Origin of the sequence: Bhargavaea beijingensis, from assembly GCF_900101985.1 — a bacterium.
Classification (GTDB): Bacteria; Bacillota; Bacilli; order Bacillales_A; family Planococcaceae; genus Bhargavaea; species Bhargavaea beijingensis.
This window is the reverse complement of record NZ_FNAR01000007.1, coordinates 45047-68137: the sequence shown is the minus strand read 5'-3', so window position 1 is coordinate 68137 and position 23091 is coordinate 45047. Positions and strand designations below refer to the sequence as shown.

Here is a 23091-nt window from a genome sequence, read left to right as displayed (position 1 = left end):
CTCAATCTCTCCCCTTCAATATCGTTTCGAGTACTGCCATCCTCACATAAACTCCGTTCTCCACTTGCCGGAAAATTCTTGAACGGCTATGTTCGACCAGTTCATCGGCAATTTCCACGCCCCGATTGACGGGTGCCGGATGCATGATGATTGCGTCTTTCTTCATCCGCCCCGCTCGCTCAACCGTCAGCCCGTAACGGCTGTGGTAACCTTCGGCAGAAAATGATCCTTCTCCGCTGTGCCGCTCGTGCTGCACACGGAGCAGCATCACCGCGTCGCTGTCCGGAAGAACTTCGTCCCAATCCCCAACCGAGTCAAAATCACCTTTCCATTCCGGCGGGCAGAGGATCCGGACATCCGCTCCGAACATCTTGAGCGCGTCCCTGCCGGACTTGGCGACCCTGCTGTGCGACACGTCACCGGCAATGGTCACCTTCAGTCCTTCCAAAGTGCCGAACTCCTCCCGCAGTGTGAACAGGTCCAGCAGGGTCTGGGTCGGGTGCTGGCCGGACCCGTCTCCAGCATTGATGATTGCCACGGAAGTCCGGCCCTCCAGGTCTTTATAGAAGCGGTCCTCCGGATGCCGGATCACAAGCGCATCGAGGCCGATTGCTTCAAGTGTCCGAACCGTGTCATATAGGGTCTCCCCTTTCAGCGTACTCGAGAATCCGGCCTCAAAGGGGATCACTTCCAGACCTAACCTCCGCTCCGCCACTTCGAAGCTAGTCTTGGTGCGAGTGCTCGGTTCAAAAAACAGGTTGCTGATGTAGTGGGTCCGGCCGATTTCAGGCACGGCCCCGCCCCTCAGTTCCGCTGCTCTGTCGAGAATGCGGATGATTCCGTCCGGCCCAAGCCGTTTGATTGATAGCAGGTGGTCCATGATGACAGTCCTCCTTATGTAAAAAGAGCCTTTCCGGATTTTGGAAAGGCTCTTTTCGCTTCAGAAGATACACGTATCCCGTCTGCGGTAAAAGGGCCTTTCCGTATCTCCCGGACACAGTTAAAAGGCAGTTATTCGATTTCGCCCGCTTCGCTTCCTTCCGGCTTGCCCGGCAAAAGAAGGTTGAGCAGGACACCGAGGATGGCGGCGAGCGCCATGCCCTCGATTTTGAACGTTTCGCTGATTTCAATCGCGGCTCCGCCGATTCCCGTCACGAGAATGACGGAAGCGATCACCAGGTTGCGCTGTTTGTCAAAGTCGATGCCGTGCTCGACCAGCATGCGGAGACCGGAGGAAGCGATGATGCCGAACAGCAGGATCGAGATGCCCCCGAGCACCGCTTGCGGGATAGTGGCAATCAGTGCCATCAGTTTCCCGAGAAAGGAGAACAGGATCGCCAGTACCGCAGCCCCGAAAATAACGTGGATGCTGAACACCCTTGTCAGCGCGAGAACGCCGATGTTCTCTCCGTAGGTCGTCTTCGGCGGACCGCCGACCAGCCCGCTGAAGAATGTTCCGAGCCCGTCACCGAGAAGTGAGCGGTGTAGGCCGGGGTCCTTGATAAAGTTCCTGTCGACTATCCGGCCGAGCACCAGCTGGTGGCCGATGTGCTCGGAAATCGTCACGATCGCAATCGGCACCATGACGGCGAGCAGTGTTCCCGTCACTTGGAAGTCGTAGTGCACACCCGGCAAGATAAAGTCAGGAAGTGCAAACCAGTCCGCCTCTCTGACCGGTGAAAAATCGATGATTCCGATAGCGACCGAATAGACGTAGCCAGTGACAATCCCGATCAGGACCGGCATGAGGCTCACCAGCCCCTTAAAGAAGATGATGCAGATGACGGCTGTTGCAAGCGTCACAATCGCGGCCGAGAAGTGAAGAAAACTGTAGGTGCTTTCCCCGTTCACCTCGATGGTGCTCGCCATGCCGACCGCAGTCGGGGCAAGCGCCAGGCCGATCACCATGATGACCGGTCCGACGACGACCGGCGGCAGGAGCCGCATGATCCACCGGTGACCGGTTTTCCAGATCAGAAGCGAGACAAGCGCGTAGACGAGGGAGACAAACAAACTGCCGATCATGGCGCTGCCGATGCCCCCCGCCTGCGTTGCTACCTGGATCGGAATGATGAACGCGAATGAAGAGCCGAGATACGCCGGGACTTTGAATCCGGTCACCAAGATAAATACGATTGTCGCGATTCCGCTTGTCAAAAGTGCGATTGCCGGGCTGAGTCCGACAAGCTGAGGGACGAGGATCGTCGCCCCGAACATCGCGAACATATGCTGTAGGCTGAGTGTCAGAAGCCTGCCGTTTGACGGCTTATCCTGGATGTCGAGTACTGCGTTTGCCATGCTTCATGCTCTCCATTCTTCTAAAGAATTACCGTTACCGTTTTTCGAGTGTCACGCTGTCCGTGCCGTCCGTTTCCTTCAGAAGGACAGTTACCCGCTCGTCTTTGGAAGTCGGGATGTTTTTCCCGACATAGTCGGGACGGATCGGAAGTTCGCGGTGCCCCCTGTCGACCAGAACCGCAAGCTGGATACTTGCCGGACGGCCCGTATCCATCAGGGCATCCATCGCCGCGCGAACGGTCCTGCCCGTATACAGCACGTCATCAATCAGGATGACTTTTCTGCCTGTCAGGTCCTGCTTGATGTCGATTTGCTGCACAAGCGGCACATCCATTCTTTCTTTTTTGCCGATATCGTCGCGGTAAAGTGTGATATCCAGTTCGCCCATATCGATTGAAATGCCCTCGATCGTTTCGATTTTGTCTGCAAGCCTCTTGGCAAGGTCGACTCCACGGGTCTTGATGCCGACCAGGATACAGTTGTCGATTCCTTTGTTCCGCTCGATGATTTCGTGGGCGATCCTGGTTACGGCCCGTCCGATCGCCTTGTCGTCGAGAAGATTCACTGTTTCTCCCAACCGGGTTTCCTCCTTTTCACTCCAAATAAAATACCCTCCAGCCGGCAGGCAGGAGGGCAGATGTGCAGAATTTATCCGTGAAGCCATGCGCTCGGCATGGGTCCGTGGATTCCCGTACAACCTTCCCGGCCTCTCTGGACCGACTTAAAGGTTCGCTATTTGATTCGTCTGACTCACTATACACCTGCGGCGGGACGGTGTCAATCCCGATCCCGCAACTTTTTCAGAAGCGCATCAAAGTCTTCCGGAAGCGGTGCATCAAATTCCATATATACTCCTGTAGAAGGATGGGTGAACCCGAGCACGCCCGCATGCAGGACCTGCCCGCCGAAAGGCAGTGTCTTTTTCGGACCGTACTTCGGGTCTCCCGCAAGCGGATGGCCGATGTAGCGCATGTGGATCCTGATCTGGTGGGTGCGGCCGGTTTCAAGCCGGCATTCAACGAGCGTAAAGTCCCCGAACCGTTCGGTAACGGTAAAATGAGTGACCGCATCCCGCCCGCCATCGATGACGGTCATGCGCTGGCGGTCTTTTGGATCCCGGCCGATGGGCGCGTCCACAGTCCCTTCGTCATGAGGGATAGTTCCATGCACGAGCGCAGTGTATTTCCGCGTCACCGTCTTTTCGGACAGCTGCTTGGCCAACGCTGCATGGGCCCGGTCATTTTTGGCTACGGCCAGCAGTCCGGTCGTGTCCTTGTCGATCCGGTGCACGATTCCCGGGCGCATGACTCCATTGATGCCCGACAGGTCTGTGCAATGGTGCATCAGCCCGTTGACGAGCGTGCCGGTTGCATGCCCCGCGGCCGGATGGACGACCATCCCGCGCGGTTTGTTGACGACGAGTACATCGTCATCTTCATAGACGACATCGAGACCAAGATCCTCCGGAATGATTTCAAGCGGCTCGGGTTCCGGTTCGGACACCTCGACCCGATCGCCTTTTTTCAGCTGATAATTCGGTTTCACGGTTTTGCCATTGACGAGAATCATGCCTTCCTTGACCCATGACTGGACCTTGGAGCGCGTCCATTCCGGGTCGAATGCGGACAAGCCCTTGTCGATGCGGTTGCCGCTGTGTTCCGCGGTGATTTCAATAGTTTGTTTTTCCATCATGACTCCTTTTTCTTCCGCTTTTCTTTCAATTCCTCAAGAAGCATGTGCACGATGAGCAGGATGACCCCGATGGTCAGAGCGGCATCGGCGACGTTGAAGATCGGGAAGTCGTAGCCGATGACGGGAACCAGGACATCGACAAAGTCGACCACTTCCCCCATCCGCAGCCGGTCGATGAAGTTGCCGAGTGCGCCGCCCAAGAGCATCATGAGGCTCACCCGGAAGCCCGCCCCGCCTTCTTTTCCATGTTTGTGGAAATAATACAGGATTCCCGCGACGACCACCACTGTCACGATATAGAACAGCCACATCTGGCCCTGCAGCATCCCCCATGCCGCTCCGCGATTGCGGTGCGACAAAATGGCGAGATACGGATCCAGTACGGTAATCCGCTCTCCGACTTCCATATATCTCACGACAAGCCACTTTGTCCACTGGTCGATGATGACAAGGGCCGCCGCGATGGCGTAGTAAAATAACACGTCTTTTCCTCCATCCGATTGAATCCTGTTTATTTTACCATACGTTGCCGCAGGTGTGCGCCCGGATATGGGGTGCATAAAGGCGCCGGCGAGTTGAAGAACCATGTATCAGACTATTCCTGAAAGTGGTTACTTAATCATCCCCCGGATTTGCGGTCCGGACCTTCGCTTTAATCGGTTATGGGGCTTTTTTGGCTACTAAATGACAAATCGGACCCAGAAAGTTTTTTCTGGGTCCGATTCTGTCTGTGCCCCTTGAGGGGAGCGGCTGTTGCTTACGCTTCGTAGTGATTGATGACGACGTCGGCGCAGCGTGCGCAGAGTTCCGGATGTTCCGGATTTTCGCCGACTGTGCCCGGTACGGACCAGCAGCGTGCACATTTCTCGCCTTCCGCCTTTTCCACGACGACGCGGACGCGTGAGCCTGTCGCGTCTGCAGGAGAATTTTCCAGATTGCCGCCGATGCGGAAGCCGGAAACGATAAAGAACTGTGCGAAGTCGATGTCTTCCGAAGTGAGGAGCACCTTGAGATCCTCCGGAACATAGACGGTCACTGCCGCTTCGAGCGATTTGCCGATTACTTTCCCATTCCGGGCTTCTTCCAGCGCCTTCAGAACATCGTCACGGACCTCCATCAGCTCGGAGAAACGCGCCATGAGCGCAATGTCTTCATCTGTTTCCGCGCGGGCATCAGGCATGTCGGTCAGCTGGACGCTTTCCGCCTCCTCATGTGCGAGGTAGCCCCACATTTCGTCTGTCGTATGCGGGATGATCGGCGACATCAGCTTGAGGAGGGCGATCAGCGTGTCATACATGACTGTCTGCATCGCACGGCGGTGAGGATGATCGGCAGCCTCGATATACACCACGTCTTTCGCGATATCCAGATAGAACGAGCTCAGATCGCCCGTCACGAAATTGTTGACGGAAGTGTAGACCGTCATGAACTCGTAGCGGTCATAGGCCTCACGGACAGTGCGGATCAAGCGCTGGAGCTTGAGTTCCATGTACTTGTCGACCGGACGGAGGCCGGCATGTGCGACACGATCCTTTGCCGGGTCAAAGTCCGCCAGGTTCCCGTGCAGGAAGCGCAACGTGTTGCGGATTTTCCGATAGACTTCTGATACCTGTTTAAAGATGGCATCCGACACGTGCACATCCGCCGTATAGTCCGTGGAAGATACCCACAGGCGCAGGATGTCCGCGCCCATCTGGTCCATCACTTTTGCCGGTACGATGACGTTGCCGAGCGACTTGCTCATCTTGCGGCCCTCGCCGTCCAGTGTAAAACCGTGGCTGAGAATGCCTTTGTAGGGCGCAATGCCGTTGATGGCCACAGAAGTCGTCAGGGATGAATTGAACCAGCCGCGATACTGATCAGACCCTTCGAGATAAAGGTCGGCCGGATAAACGAGGTCATCCCGTTCGACGAGGACGCCCTGGTGTGTCGAGCCTGAGTCGAACCAGACATCCATGATGTCCGTTTCCTTTGTAAACTTCCCATTCGGGCTGCCCGGATGCGTGAAGCCTTCCGGCAGCAGGTCCTTCGCTTCACGCTCGAACCAGATATTCGATCCGTGTTCGCGGAACAGCTTCTGTACATGTGTGATTGTTTCGTCGGTGATGATGGGCTCCCCGTTTTCCGCGTAGAAGACCGGGATCGGAACTCCCCATGCCCTCTGGCGGGAGATGCACCAGTCCCCGCGGTCGCGGACCATGTTATAAAGGCGGGTTTCCCCCCACGCCGGCGTGAACGATGTGTTGCGGATTGCTTGCAGCAGCTCCTCCCGGAACTTCTCGATCGAAGCGAACCACTGGGAAGTGGCGCGGAAGATGACCGGCTTTTTGGTGCGCCAGTCGTGCGGATAGGAGTGAGTCATGAACTCAAGATGCACGAGGGCCCCTTTTTCATTCAAAGCATCCGTGATCGGCTTGTTTGCCTGGTCATAAAAGAGTCCTTCGAAGCCTGGTGCCTCCTCGGTCATATAGCCGCGGTCATCCACCGGGCAAAGCACGTCTAGGCCGTTCGCCTTGCCGACGCGGAAGTCGTCTTCCCCGTGGCCCGGCGCAGTGTGGACACAGCCGGTACCGGCATCGATCGTGACATGGTCTCCGAGGATGATCAGGGAATCCCTGCCGTAAAGCGGATGTCCGGCAGTGAGATGTTCAAGTTCCCTGCCTTTCAGTTCTTTCAGCGTCTCGACTTTTTCCCAGCCGACCTTTGAGGAAACTTCTTCAAGAAGGTCTTTGGCCAGGATATACTTTTTGCCGTCCGCTTCGACGACGGAATAGTCGAAGTCCGGATGGACCGAGATCCCGAGGTTGGCCGGGATCGTCCAAGGGGTCGTTGTCCAGATCAGGAAGTTCACATCTGTATCCAGAACACCCTTGCCGTCCTTGACAGGGAATGCAACATAGATCGAAGGCGACTTTTTGTCCTTGTACTCGATCTCTGCTTCCGCAAGTGCGGATTCGCTGGACGGCGACCAGTAGACCGGTTTTTTGCCTTTATAGATATAGCCCTTTTTGGCCATGTCTCCGAAGACGCCGATCTGGCGGGCTTCAAACTCGGGCTTCAAGGTGATGTACGGGTTTTCCCAATTTCCGCGGACACCGATCCGCTTGAACTGTGAGCGCTGCCGGTCGATCTGCTCAAGCGCGTATTCCTTGCAAAGCTCACGGAATTCGGCCACCGTCATTTCCTTCCGGTTGACCCCCTTGTTGACAAGCGCCTGTTCAATCGGCAGGCCGTGCGTATCCCATCCCGGCACGTAAGGAGCATGATAGCCGGTCATGGAACGGTGCCGGACAACAATATCTTTCAACACCTTGTTGAGTGCATGGCCCATATGGAGATCACCGTTGGCGTACGGCGGACCGTCGTGAAGGACGAAAAACGGACGGCCTTCAGTCCGTTCCTGCACTTTTTGATAGATGTCCATCTCTCCCCATTTTTCCTGCATCTTCGGCTCATTTTTCGGCAGGTTTCCGCGCATCGGGAAATCTGTTTTCGGCATGAGCAATGTGCTCTTGTAGTCCATCCTGTTTCCTCCTCTTATTAAAGCCTGCACAAACAGGCATCCATCCAAATAAAAAAGCCCCGTCCCATAAAAGGGACGGGGCCTATGCCCGCGATACCACCCTCATTGCGGTACGCATGCGCACCGCCTCTCGGACACCGTAACGGGGTGTGGCGGGACCGCGTACTGCTATTTCCGCGGTCCGGCTCCGGAGTGATATTCGATGGCGGCTTCCGCACCGGGCTCCCACCGCCCCCCGGCTCGCTTTGGCATCCGCTGCCCCTACTGTCTCCATCTGCGCCTTTAGATTGAATCGTTCAGTCTGCTTGTGGTCATTATAAAGAATCGGATTCCGCCGGTCAAGATGCTTACTCTTCCTCGGCCTCCAGCTTATCCAGTCCTGCCGTGTCGACTTCGTAGTCCATCAGGAGATCCCAGTCGTCGGTGTTGATCATCTCCAGCTGTGCCTCCGCAAGCATCCGGAAGCGGTTCCGGAATACTTTGGATTGCTTTTTCAGCTCTTCGATCTCGCCTGCAATCCTGCGCGCCTTGGTCAGGGCATCGTTTACGATGCGGTCCGCGTTTTTCTCGGCTTCTTTGACGATGAGCTTCGCTTCCTTCTGTGAGTTGCGGCGCACTTCCTCAGCCGCCTCCTGCGCAATCAGGATCGAGGACTGAAGTGTGTTTTCAATCGTCGTGAAATGGGTGACCCGTTCATTCGTCATATCGAGCTGTTCTTCCAACTGTTTGTTTTTCTGAAGAACGCCCTCATAGTCTTTCATGATCTGCTCGAGAAACTCGTTGACTTCGTCTTCATCGTAGCCCCTGAATGAGCGGCCGAATTCCTTGTTATGTATATCAAGCGGTGTCAATGCCATTGTGTTGCATCTCCCCTTTTTCAAACTCCGTTGAGACCTATTATACATGGACCCGGCATCCTTGACACGGCAAATCCGAAAATTTTGGCGGTAAAACACGCTTTCTGCCAAAATTCGCTCTGGATCATATGAGCTTGCCGATAATCAGGCGGATCCGTTCTTTTTTAGTGCGCCCGCCAATCTCTTCAATCCTGATCCGCCCGTGTCCACGAACCGAAAGAAGATCGGAGTCGGACAGCTCAAACGAAACCGACTCGCGGACGGTATGGTTCACTTTCACCCGGCCGGATTGGATAAGCGAAGCGGCTTTCTGCCTGGACAGATTCAATGCGCCTGCAAGGACGGTATCCAGCCGGAGGGATGAAACTGTCATTGATTCTTCTTCATAATGGTCGGTCTGCGGCAACAGCGAATCTGCGGATTCCACTTCCGCTGCCCGGACCTTCGCCTTTCCGACTGCCTGGAGATTGGCGGACAGGTAATCTGCTAGTGACCGGTCGGCCGCAAACTGGACAACGCCATCACCGGTCCGGATATCGCCGAACCTGGTCCTGTCGATGCCGAGACCGGTGAGTGATCCGAGCACATCACGGTGTCCGATTTCGATGAACTTGGCCGGATAGCGGATTTCCATCACTGCTATCTCATAATCCCCCGGCTGTGCGACGAAATAGGAAGGGGCGATCATCATCCGCTGCCGCTCCGCTTCCGGAAGCCCCCCAAACTCTGTGATGACCAAATCATCCGACCCTGCCACCGCCCGGACGATGTGCCTTTGCCTCGGGTCGAGAAACCCGGTCAGTTTTGGTGCATACCGGTCTTCCACTTCTGTTACCCAGCCGCTTGCCTGTTCGATAAACGGCTGTTCATCCTTTCTGAAATGCTGAAAGATCTCACTCATCAGCCCTGCACCATCCTTTCTATTTTAAGCTGAAAAACAAGTTTTGAGCGCACGGCCAGTATGGCCAAAAAGCCATAAAAAAAAGCCTCTCCGAATCCCTCCGCATGACGGGCAGGGATCCGGGAAGGCTCCCGGTCCTATTTCTGAAGATCGGAACCCGAACAAACCAGGGCGCCGGTCACGCGATCATACCAAAAACAGTGTAGAGTCCCCGGACAATCAGATTCAGTGCAATCAGTGCAACAATCGGCGAAATGTCGATCATGCCGATTGGCGGGATAATCTTGCGGAATATATCCAGGTAAGGTTCGCAGATTTTGGCGAGGAACCGGCCGATGGATGTTTCCCTCGTGCTCGGCACCCAAGACATGAGTACGTAAATGACCAGCAGGATCGAATAGATCTGTGCTGCGTTGGCCAATAGATTGACAAGTGCCCACATAAGACTTTATCTCATCCCATCATTCAAATTCGTCGTACAGATACTCGGAAATTTCTCCGGACAGTTCCACGTTTTCCGGAACACAGAGGAAAATATCGTGTCCGATGCGTGTGATGTCCCCTCCGAGCGCGTAGACTGTTCCGCTTAGGAAATCGATGATCCGCGTGCCCGACCCGTGATCGATGCGCTGCAGATTGACGACAACCGTGCGTTTGTTTTTCAGATGCTCCGCTATATCCTGTGCCTCCGCGTACACGCGTGGCTCCGAAAGGATCATTTTGGAGGATTTTTTGATGCTTTGGAGACTCACCACATTCGGACCTTCCTGAGGCCGTGTCGGTGCCGGTTTGCGGCGGTCTTTCTGCCTCCAGTCCTGCTCTGCCTGTCGAGGCGGCTCCGGTCGCGGCGGCTGTGCGGGCGCCGGCTGACTTTTTTCCTGCATTTCCTCTTCCTCCTCAAGATAGAAGAAGTTCTTGAACTTGTCCTTGAAGCTCATGAGCGTTCCCCGCTTTCATAGCCGACAATGGCGGTGCCGATCCGGACGAACGTCGCCCCTTCCTCGACCGCTATGCCGAAATCATTTGACATGCCCATTGACAGTTCGGTACATGGCGCATGCGTGAGGCCGAGCGATGAAATTTCATCGCGCAATTCCCGGAGGCCGCGGAAAGTGTTGCGGATCACTTGCTCTTCCTCTGTATTCGGTGCCATCGTCATCAGGCCGACAACCCGGATCTTATCGTAGGCACCGAGCAATCTGATGAAATCGGCCGCTTCTTCGGGACCGATGCCGGACTTGGAAGCTTCGCCGGATACGTTCACCTGGACAAAGCAGTCGACGGGGCGCTCTGCCCGCTTCTGGATCTCTTTTGCAAGGCTTGCGCGATCCAGTGAATGAAGAAAATCGATCCGGTTGATGACATCCCTGACCTTCCGGCTCTGGAGAGAACCGATAAAATGCCAGCGCGCATCCGAACCGATCTCAGGCATCTTCAATTCGAGGCCTTCCACACGGTTCTCGCCCAGGTGGCGGATTCCGGATTCGATCACTTCGCGGGCGCGCTGCGGCCCGACCGACTTTGTCACCGCAACAATTGTGACATCTTCCGGGTTTCTCTCTGCACGCTTGCATGCATCCATGATTTGTTGTTGTATATCGTTTAAACGTTCTGCTACAGTCAACAATCCAATTCCCACTTTTCTCTACGTTGCTTTATACATTGTATCAAGGCGGGGGTGCTTTTTCAATGACTTCCCCATCCCTATTCTTTTGTTGCGTCATCCACGAGGACAACATCCTTTCCGATGACCATCACCCGGCGGAGCGGAATTTTCACAGGCGCCTCCCCGTTCCCGAAAAGACGCATCTTTTCCATCCCGCCTACGTGGAAAGATTCAATCGTCCCATCTTCCGCGGAGATTGTTGCATCGACCGCATAGCCGAGCTGACGGCCTCTTCCGGCCTCGATAAACTCTTTTTTCTGCAGATCGGAAAATTTCAAGGCAGACCCCTCCCGTACATCTTATGCAAGTCGGCCTATGAAAAGAGCCCGCATTCCGCTTGTTCAGGTGCCGGTCGCCCATTTCCCGGGAAAAGGCGCCGCTGCTGGCCAATCCCGCAGATGTTTCATGTTTTCCGGATATACGCAAAAAAATCCCGGTTCCGTCCATACTGAACAAAACCGGAATCTTCCTGGAATAACGCAATACCCGTCCCTTACCGTTTCTTCTTTTCCTTGTCCTTTTCCTGGTCGAGGGTTTCACGGATAATTCCGATGGCATGTTTTTCAAGACGTGAAATCTGTGCCTGTGAAATTCCGAGTTCCCTTGCGATTTCCGTCTGGGTCTCACCGTAGTAGAAGCGCTTGGAAAGTATTTTCTGCTGCCGGGCGTCCATCTTCCGCACCGTCTCCTTGACCGAGACGTAATTGAGCCAGCGGTCTTCGTTGACAAGGGTGTCCTGAAGCTGGTCCATCATCGTCACAGGGTCGCCGCCGTCATGGTGGATCGGCTCATGAAGCGACAGTGGGTCCTGGATGGCATCCAGAGCGAACAGGATATCTTCAGATGGAATCTCCGTTATCTTTGCCAGATCGTCAAGGGTCGGCTCTTTCAGCTGTTCATGTACAAACTGCTCTTTCGCTTTCATCGCTTTGTAGGCGATGTCCCGAAGCGAACGCGACACCCGGACCGGATGGTGGTCCCGGAGATGCCTCCGGATTTCCCCGATGATCATCGGAACGGCATAGGTGGAAAAGCGCACGTTATGCTTAAGGTCAAAATTATCAATGGATTTCAGGAGACCGATGCAGCCTACCTGGAACAGATCATCCGCCTGCTCCCCCCTGTAGGCGAATCGCTGTACGATGCTCAGGACGAGCCGTAGATTACAGATCACCAGTTCATCTTTGGCAGACTGGTCACCCGCCTGCATCCGTTTGAATGTTTCACGCATGTCTTCATGGGACAGGAGAGGGAGCTTCGATGTATCGATTCCGCAAATCTCCACTTTCATGTTGGACATCTCATCATCCTCCGGACTTTTGACTTTTCTCTGTTTCCCTACAGTCTGTCCGGAGGCCGGTGTCCTATTCCCTGAGAACACTCGCCAATTTCATCCATCAGCTGACCGGATGGTTCAAGAGACCCCTCAAGTCACTGATGATCTTTTTTTCAAGCCGGGAAATATAAGACTGGGAAATGCCCAGGTGGTCCGCAACTTCCTTCTGCGTCATTTCTTCTTTGCCTCCCAGTGCGAAACGGCATTCCATGATGTAGCGCTCCCGGTCATTTAGCCGGGAAATGGCCTCGACCACATGCTGCCGCTCAATTTTGCGTTCGACATCATCGGTAATGATGTCCTCATCTGTCCCGAGAATATCGGACAATAGCAGTTCATTGCCATCCGCATCCGAATTCAGCGGCTCATCAAACGACACTTCCGACTTCATGCGGCTTGTCTTCCTGAGGTGCATAAGAATTTCGTTCTCGATGCAGCGGGATGCATAAGTCGCAAGCTTGATTTTCTTCTCTGTATCAAAGGTTTCAATCGCCTTGATCAGGCCGATGGCGCCGATGCTGATCAAATCTTCGATATGTGTGTTGGTATTCTCAAAACGGCGGGCGATGTACACCACGAGCCTCAGATTCTTTTCGATCAGCCGGTCACGGGCCTCCCGGTCGCCTTCCATGAATCTCCGTAACGTTTCTTCCTCCTCTTCCTTGGTGAGCGGGACCGGTAGGGATTCATGGCCTCCAATATAGTATGTCCCGTCTTTCTTGATGGTCTGGAGAAGTACCGCAATCCATTTCTTAAGACCTGTCAGCATCTGTCGATCCCCTTTCCTTTAGATGAATGAGGGAGGAGCGGTGGAGGATGGCGTCGGCACCGAGAGGATACTCGGCATCATTTTCGGTCAGTACGAAGTATCCGCCGATCCGGGCATTTTCCATACCGTTCATGGTCCAGCTTCCGGCCCTGAAGCCGACGGCCCAAGTGCTTCCGCCGACCGTCCTGAGCCGGATCGGACGGATTTGGCCTCTGACTTCCGGCGGAAAAGCGGACAGGTCCGGGACACCTTCTTTTGGCAGGTTTTCAAGCGCTGTGCGGATGTCTTTCGGGAGTTGTTCTTTTACTGACCTGTAAGCAATAAAATGGACCGGAGCTCCGGACAGGGGCTCCGTGCAAGCATTGCCTGAATCCGCAAACGCTGAAACCGGTATTCTGCTGCCGAACAATTCAAGTTCAGTTCCCACCCGGTAATCCGCCGCAACCATATCATCTTCGGCGCCCCGCCATCTGATTGCGAGTATATGGAGGCCTCCCGAAGCAAACAGGCACGATGTAAAGACAGCTGCAGTCCCCCCGAGGCCGAATTCAGACGGATTCAACACAGTCAGAAGCCCTCCGGCGAACAGGGCAGCGGCCAGTGTTGCACCTGCCCCTTTCAGTGCTGCATTCCGATGCAGGCCGAAGGCGATGGTGATCATCGCCAGAAAAGCCGCTGCCGTCGGAATAAAAGCCCCTCCGAATAATACGACCGGACACGCTCCCGCAACCGCGGCCCCCAGAAGCCGCCACTTGCCGGCCGGCCGCAGACCAACCTTGTCTGCGAATGAAAGAATGAGATAATTGAATGCCGAATTTACCGCAATCGCCACTTCTCCGTACATGGCTCCCCCTCCCTTGTGCATACCGTATCACGCCCTGTCCGCAGGCTCTGTCGGAACCCGGACGGGCTGCCCCAAAAATTCGGACAGGAAGCGACAGAAACGAAGGGGGTGCCGCGCCTAAGCATGCAACCATGTGAAGGCATGCAAAAAGCCCTTTTCGCAAAGAAGCGAAAAGGGCTTTTGAAAGTTGTCGGATTCTATATTATCTTCTCCGGCGATTGCGCAGGAATGTCGGAACATCCAGTGTGTCTTCATGGTGTTGCTGGCTCTGACGCTGCGGCGGCTCCTGCTGGAAGTGGCCGGCCTGGTCATCACGGTCACGATAGTCGTTGCGGGATGGAGCCGGCTGCTGAGGACGTTCCTGGCGGACAGGCTGCTGGGCGCGGCCCGCACTAAACCCGCCTGCACGTGTGGTGCGCTGGTTCAGCTGCTCTTCTGTAAATCCGGTTGCGATGACTGTCACGACAATCTCATCCTTCAGATTGTCGTTGATGACCGAACCGAAAATCATATTGACTTCTTCATCGGAAGCGCTGGCAACGATATCGGCCGCTTCCTGAACTTCAAACAGGCTCAGATTCGATCCGCCTGTAATATTCATCAGAACGCCTTTGGCACCGTCGATCGAAGTTTCAAGAAGCGGACTGGAGATGGCCTTCTTGGCAGCCTCGGATGCCCGGTTCTCTCCCGATGAGACACCGATCCCCATCAATGCGGAGCCTTTGTTCTGCATGATTGTCTTTACGTCGGCAAAGTCGAGGTTGATGAGGCCCGGTACCGCGATCAGGTCGGAGATACCCGAAACACCCTGCCTCAGGACATTGTCCGCTTCGCGGAATGCCTCAAGCATCGGTGTATTTTTGTCAACGATCTCAAGCAGCCGGTCGTTCGGGATGACGATCAGGGTATCGACCGATTCCTTCATGGCCGCGATGCCGCCGATTGCCTGTGTTGCACGTTTACGGCCTTCGAAGGTGAACGGACGCGTCACGACGCCAACCGTCAGTGCGCCGAGGTCTTTGGCTATCTGGGCGATGACAGGTGCCGCTCCCGTACCTGTGCCGCCACCCATTCCGGCGGTGACGAACACCATATCTGCGCCGCGGAGTGCTTCCTCGATCTGTTCCTTGCTTTCTTCAGCGGCTTTTTTACCCACTTCAGGGTTTGCGCCCGCCCCAAGTCCGCGTGTCAGCTTTTCGCCGATCTGGAGCGTGACTTCCGCCTGGGACAGCTTGAGTGCCTGGGCGTCCGTGTTGACTGCGATGAATTCCACACCCTGTACGCCGTGTTCAATCATCCGGTTAACTGCGTTGTTGCCGCCGCCGCCAACGCCGATGACTTTGATGACGGCGAGAGCATCAATATTAGTATCAAATTCCAGCATGGTTTCTCCTCCTATGGATGTACGGGTGACTTCCGGTCAATCAAAGAATTTATCAAACAATTTTTTCATCCGGCTGACGACTTTTTCCTGGTCGTCCTTGCCGCGCGGCTCTTTCTTCTTTGCGGGAGCCGGTGCCGCCGCCTCCATCGCTTCGCCGAACGGGGATTCCCCGCGCTGGCCGAAGAATTCATCTTCCATACGGGCATAGCGGATAAGACCGACCGCAGTTGAGTACTTTGGCTCACGGACACCGATAAACTCCGGCACATAAGTCCGGACACGTGTCTGGAGAACTTCCCTTGCAAGCTGCGGCAGACCCTCAAGCTTCGCCGTGCCGCCGGTCAGGACAATCCCGCCCGGAAGGTCCCGGATATCCATCCGGTACAGCTCGTCCAGTACCATCTCGAACAATTCCTCGAGACGGACGCCGATGATTTCGGAAATATACTTCTGGCTGTATTGGTCTTTTGTCTCCATGCCTGCAACAGGCACTTCGAACAATTCATCCTCGGAAGCATCATCGTAATAAGCATGTCCGTACTGGTGCTTGATCTGCTCCGCCTGTTCGGTCGTCGTTTTAAGAACGATCGACAGGTCTTTTGTCACATGGTCGCCGCCCACGGGAAGGACGCCCGCCGAAACAAGGCGGCCGTCACCGAATACAGCGACTGTTGTCGAACCTCCGCCGATATCCACATAGGCGGTACCGTGGTTTTTTTCGTCCTCTGACAGGGCAAAGTACCCGGCCGCGAGCGGCTGCAGATAAATTTCCCGAATCTGAAGGCCTGCCCGCTCGACACAGCGAAGAATGTTGTGGAGCAGCGTTCGTGACGTCGTCACGAGCGTGGCGTCCATTTCGAGACGGACACCGATCATGCCGCGCGGATCCTTGATCTCATCGAGGTCATCGACGATGAACTGCTGCGGGATGATGTTGATGAGCTCCCGCTCCGCCGGAATCATCACTTCCGCGGATCTCATGACCCGGTCAAGGTCATCGTCCGTAATTTCGCGGTTTTCGCTGTTCACCGCCACGACGCCCTTCACCTGCTGAAGCATGACCTGATTGGCCGGGATTCCCAGCACGACCTCCCGGATCGACATTCCGATCATCCGCTCAGCCTGTTCAACTGCCTTCCGGATGGACTGGACAGTTGCATCTATATCTACGATGGCACCCTTCCGGATGCCTTCCGATTTTACATTTCCGACTCCGATTACGTGCAACGAACGATCCGTCATTTCCCCGATCAGCACTTTAACGGAGGAGGAACCGATGTCGAGTGAAACATACATATCGGCCTGACTCACGGATGGCACCTCCTTCTGATCCTCTTAACAATCATTCTATTTCATTCTCTAGTCAATGTTAAGTATATTCGTGAATTATGTTCAAAATCCTTCAATTCCCGCTCCCTCTATACTTTAAACGCAAAAGGGAGGTTCTAGCAACTTATTGCAAGCGTCTGGACCGTACAACGCAAGACTCCAGGAAAATCATGGGATACTGATTTCCTGTTCATCGGGTTCCCCTTCCGCATCTTCTTCCCCTTCCCCATCATTCCGTGTTTCACCATTTCCATAGATCGTTTCGTAGCTGGTAAAGAAGACCCCCGCCTCAAGGTCGATGACCCCTTTTCCCTCTTCCGTAAGTTGAGTGACGATCGATGGATAGTATTCCATCTTCTCGGCAAAACCGGAAATCATGCCACGGACTTCATAACCATCTGTCATGAACGCTGTGATGGACCCTTCACCGGTGTATTTCACTTCCGAGATGAGGGAGGCGATGGATTCGGGAATTTTTTCCAGCTCATTCACCATCTTCTTCAACTGCCCGCGTTCGCCAAAATCTGAGAGAACAGGAGCGGACGGCGGTGTTTCGGATACTTGGGCGAAAACCGAACCATCTGCAAGAACTGGCTGGAAACCCGACTCCTGCTGGATGATGGCCACGGTTTCAAACTCGTCCACCCGGATGACAACATCGCGGAAGTCTTTTCTGATGACCTCTGCATGTTCCACGCCTTTCAGGCTTGTCACCGATTGCTTGACTTTGCCTGCACGAAATCCCCAAAGTGGATCTCCCGTACGGATGCCGGAGGCCCGGATGTACTCCTCTTCGCTCTGGAGGGCCGCGCCTTCCACGTGGATCTCCTTCACTTTGCTGAGCGGTGACTGGAAATAGAGCAGTACCGCCAGCAGCAAAAGGAACAGGACGAGCAGAAACAGAAAGTTCCGGTTCGCCCTTCTCTTCCTCTTTTCTCTAAGGGAAGGGATACGATCTTCGATATCGATTACTTTATCCAAACGGAAGGCCTCCTTTCAGCCCTTTCCCCCACCGGATCCAAATCTCAGGATGAGGGCAGCCGCAATCCAGGCGGCAAGCAACGATGATCCGCCGTAGCTGATGAACGGCAGGGTGACGCCTGTCACGGGCAGCAGTCCCGTCACGACTCCAATATTGAGGAAAGACTGGAAACCGAGCATGGCTGCCATGCCCGATACCATCTGGAGCGAGAACGGGTCCCGCTGGCGGGCCGCAAGCCCGAAAGCCGCGGCGGTCAGCAACAGGAAGAGAAGGATGACGGCGGAGGAACCGATAAACCCGATTTCCTCGGCGATGATGGCAAAGATGAAATCGTTCTGCGGCTCGGGCAAGTACAGGTATTTTTGCCTGCTCTGGCCGTAACCGTAACCAAGCAGGCCGGCGGGACCCACCGCGAGAAGGGATTGGATTCCCTGGAATCCGCTCCCCAGCGGATCGCTCCACGGATCCAGGAAAGCTTTGATCCGGTCCAGGCGGTAAGGGGCTGCCGCAATCAGTGCAGTAATGCCGGCTGCCCCGGCCGCTCCGAGCCCGAAAAAGAACTTCAGCGGATACCCGGCAATCAGAAGCACACAGAAAGCCGAGACAGTCATGATCATCATCGATCCGAAGTCGGGCTGAAGCATGATCAGCCCCGCCGGCAATAGGATGACTGCCAGATGGGAGAACCTGAACACCTTCCGGCCCCGCTGTTCACCCAGCATGGAGGCAAGCTTGCCGATCACTGCAATCTTCGTGAATTCTGCCGGCTGGAGACTGATCGGTCCAAGTGCGATCCAGCTCTGTGAACCGTTGCGCACTGCTCCGATTCCCGGAATAAGCACACCAACCAGAAGAATAATAGATAGAATGTAGACGGCACTCCAGAACTTTTTGTTCCCGATTCCTCTGAATCGCAGGATAAATGCAGCCGCGGCCAGAGCCACAGCAAGATAAACCGTCTGCTTCAGGGCGAATGGGAGGGAACCCTCATAGTGGATCTCTCCCCAGTATGATCCCGCAGAATGAACAAATAGGATTCCCAGAAAACTGAGCGCTGCAGCAGCGGAGGCAAACAGGATCAGGAGCTTTTTTTCCAGTGCATGCATCCTTCCTTGTTATGGATCGGCTAACTTTATCGGGAGGGTTCTAAAGCTTCCGGACAGCCTCGATGAAGCGGTCGCCCCGGACCTCAAAGCTTTCGTACTGGTCCCAGCTCGCGCAGGCCGGCGACAGCAAGATGGTATCTCCTTCCCTTGATACGCCGGCTGCTATTTCAGTCGCCTGTTCGATATCGGAAGCATCATGGATGCCCGCGACACCGCATGATTCGGCAAATTCACCGAGCCGGCCGGCCGTTTCCCCGAAAACGACAATCTCCCGGACACGGTCCATAAACGGGCGCAGCTCCTCGAATGAATGGCCCCGGTCCAATCCCCCGGCCAGAAGGACGACAGGACCGCCAAATGCCTCAAGCGCACTTTTGGTTGCAAGGGTGTTGGTCGCCTTCGAATCATTGTAGAACCTGCGTTTTTTCCATTCCCGGATAAATTGTGTTCTGTGACGGACCCCCGAGAAAGAGGAGAGAACGTCCTTCACTGCTTCCAGCGGGCTGCCGTATGTAAGGGCTGCAGCCGTCGCCGACAGGATGTTCTCCAGATTATGGCGTCCCGGCAGCAGAATGGAGGAACGTTCCAGCAACTTCTCGCCGTACCAGTATACCGCTTCCCCATCTGCGCTGATGCCGTCTTCCGCCCGGCCGGCGAGCGTAAAGGGAATTTTCCTCGCAAAGGACCTCTCGGCATAGTCCGCCACCGCCTGCTGGTCGGCATTGTAGATCAGTACGTCTTCCGGCAGCTGGTTACGGGTGATATTGAATTTGGCTTCCCCGTATTCTCCGAACGTTCCATGGTAGTCGATATGTGCTTCATACAGGTTCGTCCAGATCGCGATCTTCGGACGGAACCTTTCCGTGCCCATCAGCTGGAACGACGACAATTCGATGACAATGGCCTGATCCGGCTCTGCCTCTGCTGCAACCAGGCATGAGGGTGTGCCGATATTACCTGCGATCAGCGGATTTTTGCCTCCGATATTGAGCATGTGGTAGAGGAGGGTGGTGGTGGTCGTCTTTCCGTTGGATCCGGTGACGCCGAGCAGCGGGGCTTCGCTGATCAGGTAGGCCAGCTCCACTTCGGTCCAGACCGGGATGCCGGCCTTCATCGCCCGAGAGACGACCGGATGGTCATATCGGATGCCCGGATTTTTGACGACGTAGTCGAATCCCCTGTCAAGCAGGTCCTCCGGGTGGCCGCCGAGAATCACCTCGATGCCCAGTTCACGTAGAGGGGCGGCTTCCGGGTCGTCTCCCCTGGCATCATTCACTACCACATCGGCGCCAAGCCGGTTCAAGAGACGCGCGGCGGCCGAACCGCTTTTGGCAAGCCCCAGCACAAGTACACGGCGGCCTTCAAATTGGTGTATCGGTTTCATATCAGATCACCTCCGGCAATACCGCGATTAGCGCAGCGGCAAGCGCTGCTGTCCAGAACACGATGACGACTTTCCATTCGGACCACCCCGACAATTCGAAGTGGTGATGGATCGGGCTCATCTTGAAAATCCGCTTTCCGGTCGTCTTGAACGAAATCACCTGCAAAATGACGGATAGTGTCTCGATGACAAAAACGATTCCTACAAGAAGCAGGAGCAGTTCCTGTTTCATCAGGACAGATAGCATTGCCAATATTCCGCCGAGCGCCAATGAGCCGGTATCCCCCATGAAAATCTTTGCCGGATTGGCATTGAAGAGAAGGAAACCGAGAAGCGCTCCGGTCACGGAAAATGCGACGAGCGATAGATCTTCCTGGCCGTAAACCAGTCCAAGCACCCCGAATGCCGCAAAGGCGATCGAAGAAGTGCCTGCCACCAGTCCGTCAAGGCCGTCCGTCAGGTTGACGGCATTTGAAAAACCGACAAGCCAGAAGATGAGGAACAGGACATAAAACGGTCCCAGGTCAATTTCGAATGACGTGAACGGCAGACCTACGGTTGTCTCAAACGGCCCCAGACGGAGCAGCAGGTAAGAGACGACGGCGATGGCGATCTGGCCGATCAACTTCTGGAGGGACGTCAGTCCGAGATTACGTTTTAGGACGACCTTGATAAAGTCATCCAGGAATCCGATCAGCCCGAACCCGGCAAGCACGAGCAGCAGGACGATCGTCTGCGTGGTCAGCAGTCCGTTCATCCAGCCGAGCGCGAGAGCGGTCGTGACGATGGAGAGGATAAAGATGATGCCCCCCATTGTCGGGGTTCCGGCTTTTTTCTGGTGCGCCTGCGGGCCTTCCTCCCGGATGCTCTGGCCGAACTTAAGCCTTCTGAGCATCGGGATCAGCGGCAGCGCGAGAAGCGCAGATATGATAAAGGCGATCGCAATGATCGTGATGGTCGTGGCGAGTGTCATGTATTCTCGTTCTCCTTTTAAAACGGCGGTGCCTGCTCAGGCACCTCTTATCGTTAATCTTTTTCGTCAGGTCCGGCATAAAGGTGGAGCGTGCCCGATTCTTCCATGAGTGTCCCCGGCTCCGGGAGCTGCCGGACAACGGTTCCGCCTTTTGATCCGTGCCATTCCAGTTTCACAGTGTACAGCATCTGCCTGATTTCGTCATATGTTTTTCCGGTCAGGTCAGGTACACGGATCTGGACAGGGTCACCCCAGCGGTATTCCCGCTCCAGCTGTCCTTTTCTCGGTCCGATTCCCCGGACGGCGGCTACATCGCCGATGATCCTTCCGACTATCGGCGCCGAGATCGTCCCCCCGAACTGGACTTCGTTTTTCGGGCTGTCCACCGCTACGTAGACGAGAATGTCCGGGTCGTCCGCTGGAGCAAAGCCGATGAAGGATACGATATAATCCCCCTCCTTGTACCGCCCATCCTCCACCTTTTGAGCAGTGCCTGTTTTACCCGCGACCCGCAGGCCGTCCACGAAAGCATTTCGCCCGGATCCGTTGGCGACGACCGATTCCAGTGATTCACGCACTTGCTTGGACGTTTCCTCACTGATCACCCGCCGTTTTTCCTCCGGGCGGATTTCTTTGATCGCTTTTCCCGTTTCCGGATCCAGCACGCGGCTGACAACGTACGGTTTCATGATCCGCCCGCCGTTGATGGTTGCCGCCACAGCCTGCACCTGCTGGATTGGCGTGACAGAGATTCCCTGTCCGAACGAGGTCGTCGCATGTTCCACAGGGCCGAACGCTTCTTCCGAAAACAGGATCCCCGAAGCCTCGCCGGCAATGCCGGATCCGGTCGTTGCACCAAATCCGAAGTCCCGGATGTATTGCATAAGCTTATCTTTCCCTACCCGCTGGCCGAGTGCGATGAACCCCGGGTTGCACGAGTTCTCAACGACTTCTAGAAATGTCTGGGATCCGTGTCCCTCGCGCTTCCAGCATCGGAGGCGGGTTCCTTCTACGAGGGCGTAGCCCGGATCATGGAAATGATCTTTCTCAAGGTTCACTTTCCCCTCTTCAAGCGCCGCTGCCAAGGTGATGATTTTGAATGTCGAACCCGGTTCGAACGTCATCCACACCGGCAGATTCCGGTTAAAGATGGAAGGGTCGACCGAGGAGTAGTCTGACGGATCAAAGTTCGGGGTGGATGCAAGGGCGAGAATCTCACCGGTGTCAGGGGCCATGACGATCGAAAGTGCCTGCGCGGCATCATACTTGAGCATGGCCTGTTCAAGTTCCCGCTCCACGATTTCCTGGATGCGGACATCAATCGTCAGCTCCACATCCGCCCCACCGGCACCTTCCACCCAGCCGTCACCGACATGGGGCAGCGGATTGCCTTTGGCATCCACAAATAGCCGAACTTTTTCGCCCTTGCCCGTCAGTGTGCTTTCATAGGCGTACTCGATCCCTGCAAGTCCCTGGTTGTCGTAGCCGGTAAACCCGACAAGCCGTGACAGCATATCGCCATAGGGATAGTCCCGCACATAGTCGACGCCGGTGTAAAGGCCGGGAATCCCCATTTTCCCGATCCGGACGGCTGTTTCATACGGGATGTTCTTGCCTTCCGGCGCGAGTTTAATGATAGACGCTCTTTTCGACATTTGCTCTTCCAATTTTTTCGGGTCCGCATCAATCAGCGGGGCAAGTTTTCTTGCTGTGCCTGCGATATCCCGGTTCTGGGAAGGCATGAAGTACAGAGTGGGCGCAATGCGGTTGCCGATGATGCGGTTGCCGTTACGGTCAAGGATCTCTCCCCTCTTTCCGGCAAACGGAAGCTCCCGATCCCAGTTTTCCATCGCCTTCTCGGTCAATTCCGCATTACGGACGATCTGGACATGGAACAGTTTTGCAAGCAATGCGGCAAACAGGACGGCGAGGACAAGAAAGGCCAGCCGGAGCCGTTTTCTCATCCGGGCTTCGATAAAGCGTCGCACATTTCTCCCACCTTACGTTTTTCTTACAACGTATGACAGGCTTGCCTGTGCTATTCAGA

Annotated in this window: 22 protein-coding genes and 1 other annotated feature; all 22 genes read right to left on the bottom strand. The window is 55.2% G+C overall.

The genetic code is table 11. From position 1 onward, the window contains the following. Position 1: 1 nt before the first annotated feature. The 22 genes from BLT01_RS07165 to BLT01_RS07060 all read right to left on the bottom strand — a co-directional run bounded on the left by BLT01_RS07165 (position 2) and on the right by BLT01_RS07060 (position 23008). Positions 2 to 880 carry an aspartate carbamoyltransferase catalytic subunit gene (locus BLT01_RS07165; RefSeq protein ID WP_092096370.1) on the bottom strand — a complete coding sequence of 293 codons (879 nt, stop codon included), beginning with the start codon at positions 878 to 880 and terminating at the stop codon, positions 2 to 4. Positions 881 to 1011: 131 nt separating this feature from the next. Next, on the bottom strand, positions 1012 to 2298 hold the full coding sequence (locus BLT01_RS07160) for a uracil-xanthine permease family protein (protein ID WP_092096368.1): 1287 nt from the start codon (positions 2296 to 2298) through the stop codon (positions 1012 to 1014). A 34-nt stretch (positions 2299 to 2332) separates the two neighbouring features. Next, positions 2333 to 2875, bottom strand: coding sequence for a bifunctional pyr operon transcriptional regulator/uracil phosphoribosyltransferase PyrR (gene pyrR / locus BLT01_RS07155; protein WP_092096365.1), 543 nt, complete (start codon positions 2873 to 2875; stop codon positions 2333 to 2335). Positions 2876 to 3075: 200 nt separating this feature from the next. After that, the gene (locus tag BLT01_RS07150; RefSeq protein ID WP_092096362.1) at positions 3076 to 3987 is read right to left on the bottom strand and encodes an RluA family pseudouridine synthase; all 912 of its coding nucleotides are present in this window, start codon (positions 3985 to 3987) and stop codon (positions 3076 to 3078) included. Beyond that, a complete protein-coding gene (lspA, locus tag BLT01_RS07145; RefSeq protein WP_092096359.1) occupies positions 3987 to 4472 on the bottom strand; it encodes a signal peptidase II in 486 nt (161 codons plus the stop codon). The genes BLT01_RS07150 and lspA overlap by 1 nt, the downstream gene beginning before the upstream one ends. Positions 4473 to 4747: 275 nt before the next feature. Next, positions 4748 to 7513 (bottom strand): isoleucine--tRNA ligase, encoded by a 2766-nt coding sequence (gene ileS, locus BLT01_RS07140; protein ID WP_092096356.1) that lies wholly within the window; start codon positions 7511 to 7513, stop codon positions 4748 to 4750. A 68-nt stretch (positions 7514 to 7581) separates the two neighbouring features. Further along, positions 7582 to 7799, bottom strand: a binding site (T-box leader). A 61-nt stretch (positions 7800 to 7860) separates the two neighbouring features. After that, positions 7861 to 8370, bottom strand: coding sequence for a DivIVA domain-containing protein (locus BLT01_RS07135; RefSeq protein ID WP_092096353.1), 510 nt, complete (start codon positions 8368 to 8370; stop codon positions 7861 to 7863). 124 nt (positions 8371 to 8494) lie between these two features. Beyond that, a complete protein-coding gene (locus BLT01_RS07130; protein WP_092096350.1) occupies positions 8495 to 9271 on the bottom strand; it encodes a YlmH family RNA-binding protein in 777 nt (258 codons plus the stop codon). Between the two features lie 178 nt (positions 9272 to 9449). Next, positions 9450 to 9713 carry a YggT family protein gene (locus BLT01_RS07125; RefSeq protein WP_092096348.1) on the bottom strand — a complete coding sequence of 88 codons (264 nt, stop codon included), beginning with the start codon at positions 9711 to 9713 and terminating at the stop codon, positions 9450 to 9452. A gap of 19 nt (positions 9714 to 9732) precedes the next feature. Then, positions 9733 to 10209 (bottom strand): cell division protein SepF, encoded by a 477-nt coding sequence (locus BLT01_RS07120; protein WP_092096346.1) that lies wholly within the window; start codon positions 10207 to 10209, stop codon positions 9733 to 9735. Then, positions 10206 to 10895, bottom strand: a complete 690-nt coding sequence (locus BLT01_RS07115; RefSeq protein WP_092096566.1) for a YggS family pyridoxal phosphate-dependent enzyme — start codon at positions 10893 to 10895, stop codon at positions 10206 to 10208. Before BLT01_RS07115 ends, BLT01_RS07120 begins: the two co-directional genes overlap by 4 nt. An 80-nt stretch (positions 10896 to 10975) precedes the next feature. Beyond that, entirely contained in the window at positions 10976 to 11215 is a 240-nt protein-coding gene (locus BLT01_RS07110) for a PRC-barrel domain-containing protein (protein WP_092096340.1), read from the bottom strand. Positions 11216 to 11430: 215 nt separating this feature from the next. Then, the gene (sigG, locus tag BLT01_RS07105) at positions 11431 to 12237 is read right to left on the bottom strand and encodes an RNA polymerase sporulation sigma factor SigG (protein ID WP_092096338.1); all 807 of its coding nucleotides are present in this window, start codon (positions 12235 to 12237) and stop codon (positions 11431 to 11433) included. 97 nt (positions 12238 to 12334) lie between these two features. Next, positions 12335 to 13042 (bottom strand): RNA polymerase sporulation sigma factor SigE, encoded by a 708-nt coding sequence (sigE, locus tag BLT01_RS07100; protein WP_008297311.1) that lies wholly within the window; start codon positions 13040 to 13042, stop codon positions 12335 to 12337. After that, entirely contained in the window at positions 13026 to 13886 is an 861-nt protein-coding gene (locus BLT01_RS07095) for a sigma-E processing peptidase SpoIIGA (RefSeq protein WP_176765078.1), read from the bottom strand. Before BLT01_RS07095 ends, sigE begins: the two co-directional genes overlap by 17 nt. Before the next feature lie 202 nt (positions 13887 to 14088). Continuing rightward, on the bottom strand, positions 14089 to 15270 hold the full coding sequence (gene ftsZ / locus BLT01_RS07090) for a cell division protein FtsZ (protein WP_092096333.1): 1182 nt from the start codon (positions 15268 to 15270) through the stop codon (positions 14089 to 14091). A 36-nt stretch (positions 15271 to 15306) separates the two neighbouring features. Further along, positions 15307 to 16581, bottom strand: coding sequence for a cell division protein FtsA (ftsA, locus tag BLT01_RS07085; RefSeq protein ID WP_092096331.1), 1275 nt, complete (start codon positions 16579 to 16581; stop codon positions 15307 to 15309). A 186-nt stretch (positions 16582 to 16767) separates the two neighbouring features. Further along, on the bottom strand, positions 16768 to 17580 hold the full coding sequence (locus BLT01_RS07080) for a cell division protein FtsQ/DivIB (RefSeq protein WP_092096328.1): 813 nt from the start codon (positions 17578 to 17580) through the stop codon (positions 16768 to 16770). 15 nt (positions 17581 to 17595) lie between these two features. Then, positions 17596 to 18687: an FtsW/RodA/SpoVE family cell cycle protein gene (locus BLT01_RS07075; protein WP_092096326.1), complete on the bottom strand. Its 1092-nt coding sequence runs from the start codon at positions 18685 to 18687 to the stop codon at positions 17596 to 17598. A 40-nt stretch (positions 18688 to 18727) separates the two neighbouring features. Continuing rightward, positions 18728 to 20071 (bottom strand): UDP-N-acetylmuramoyl-L-alanine--D-glutamate ligase, encoded by a 1344-nt coding sequence (murD, locus tag BLT01_RS07070; RefSeq protein WP_092096324.1) that lies wholly within the window; start codon positions 20069 to 20071, stop codon positions 18728 to 18730. A gap of 1 nt (position 20072) precedes the next feature. Continuing rightward, positions 20073 to 21044, bottom strand: coding sequence for a phospho-N-acetylmuramoyl-pentapeptide-transferase (gene mraY / locus BLT01_RS07065; protein ID WP_092096321.1), 972 nt, complete (start codon positions 21042 to 21044; stop codon positions 20073 to 20075). A gap of 53 nt (positions 21045 to 21097) precedes the next feature. Continuing rightward, positions 21098 to 23008, bottom strand: a complete 1911-nt coding sequence (locus tag BLT01_RS07060; RefSeq protein WP_092096563.1) for a penicillin-binding transpeptidase domain-containing protein — start codon at positions 23006 to 23008, stop codon at positions 21098 to 21100. Positions 23009 to 23091 lie beyond the last annotated feature (83 nt).

Coding starts and splice junctions, on each gene's coding strand:
- BLT01_RS07120 (WP_092096346.1), bottom strand. CDS start 10,209: ATGAGCTTCAAGGACAAGTTCAAGAACTTCTTCTATCTTGAGGAGGAA.
- sigE (WP_008297311.1), bottom strand. CDS start 13,042: ATGCTGACAGGTCTTAAGAAATGGATTGCGGTACTTCTCCAGACCATC.
- BLT01_RS07135 (WP_092096353.1), bottom strand. CDS start 8,370: ATGGCATTGACACCGCTTGATATACATAACAAGGAATTCGGCCGCTCA.
- BLT01_RS07150 (WP_092096362.1), bottom strand. CDS start 3,987: ATGGAAAAACAAACTATTGAAATCACCGCGGAACACAGCGGCAACCGC.
- BLT01_RS07130 (WP_092096350.1), bottom strand. CDS start 9,271: ATGAGTGAGATCTTTCAGCATTTCAGAAAGGATGAACAGCCGTTTATC.
- mraY (WP_092096321.1), bottom strand. CDS start 21,044: ATGACACTCGCCACGACCATCACGATCATTGCGATCGCCTTTATCATA.
- BLT01_RS07075 (WP_092096326.1), bottom strand. CDS start 18,687: ATGCATGCACTGGAAAAAAAGCTCCTGATCCTGTTTGCCTCCGCTGCT.
- murD (WP_092096324.1), bottom strand. CDS start 20,071: ATGAAACCGATACACCAATTTGAAGGCCGCCGTGTACTTGTGCTGGGG.
- ileS (WP_092096356.1), bottom strand. CDS start 7,513: ATGGACTACAAGAGCACATTGCTCATGCCGAAAACAGATTTCCCGATG.
- BLT01_RS07160 (WP_092096368.1), bottom strand. CDS start 2,298: ATGGCAAACGCAGTACTCGACATCCAGGATAAGCCGTCAAACGGCAGG.
- ftsZ (WP_092096333.1), bottom strand. CDS start 15,270: ATGCTGGAATTTGATACTAATATTGATGCTCTCGCCGTCATCAAAGTC.
- BLT01_RS07125 (WP_092096348.1), bottom strand. CDS start 9,713: ATGTGGGCACTTGTCAATCTATTGGCCAACGCAGCACAGATCTATTCG.
- BLT01_RS07060 (WP_092096563.1), bottom strand. CDS start 23,008: ATGAGAAAACGGCTCCGGCTGGCCTTTCTTGTCCTCGCCGTCCTGTTT.
- sigG (WP_092096338.1), bottom strand. CDS start 12,237: ATGTCCAACATGAAAGTGGAGATTTGCGGAATCGATACATCGAAGCTC.
- BLT01_RS07165 (WP_092096370.1), bottom strand. CDS start 880: ATGGACCACCTGCTATCAATCAAACGGCTTGGGCCGGACGGAATCATC.
- BLT01_RS07095 (WP_176765078.1), bottom strand. CDS start 13,886: ATGTACGGAGAAGTGGCGATTGCGGTAAATTCGGCATTCAATTATCTC.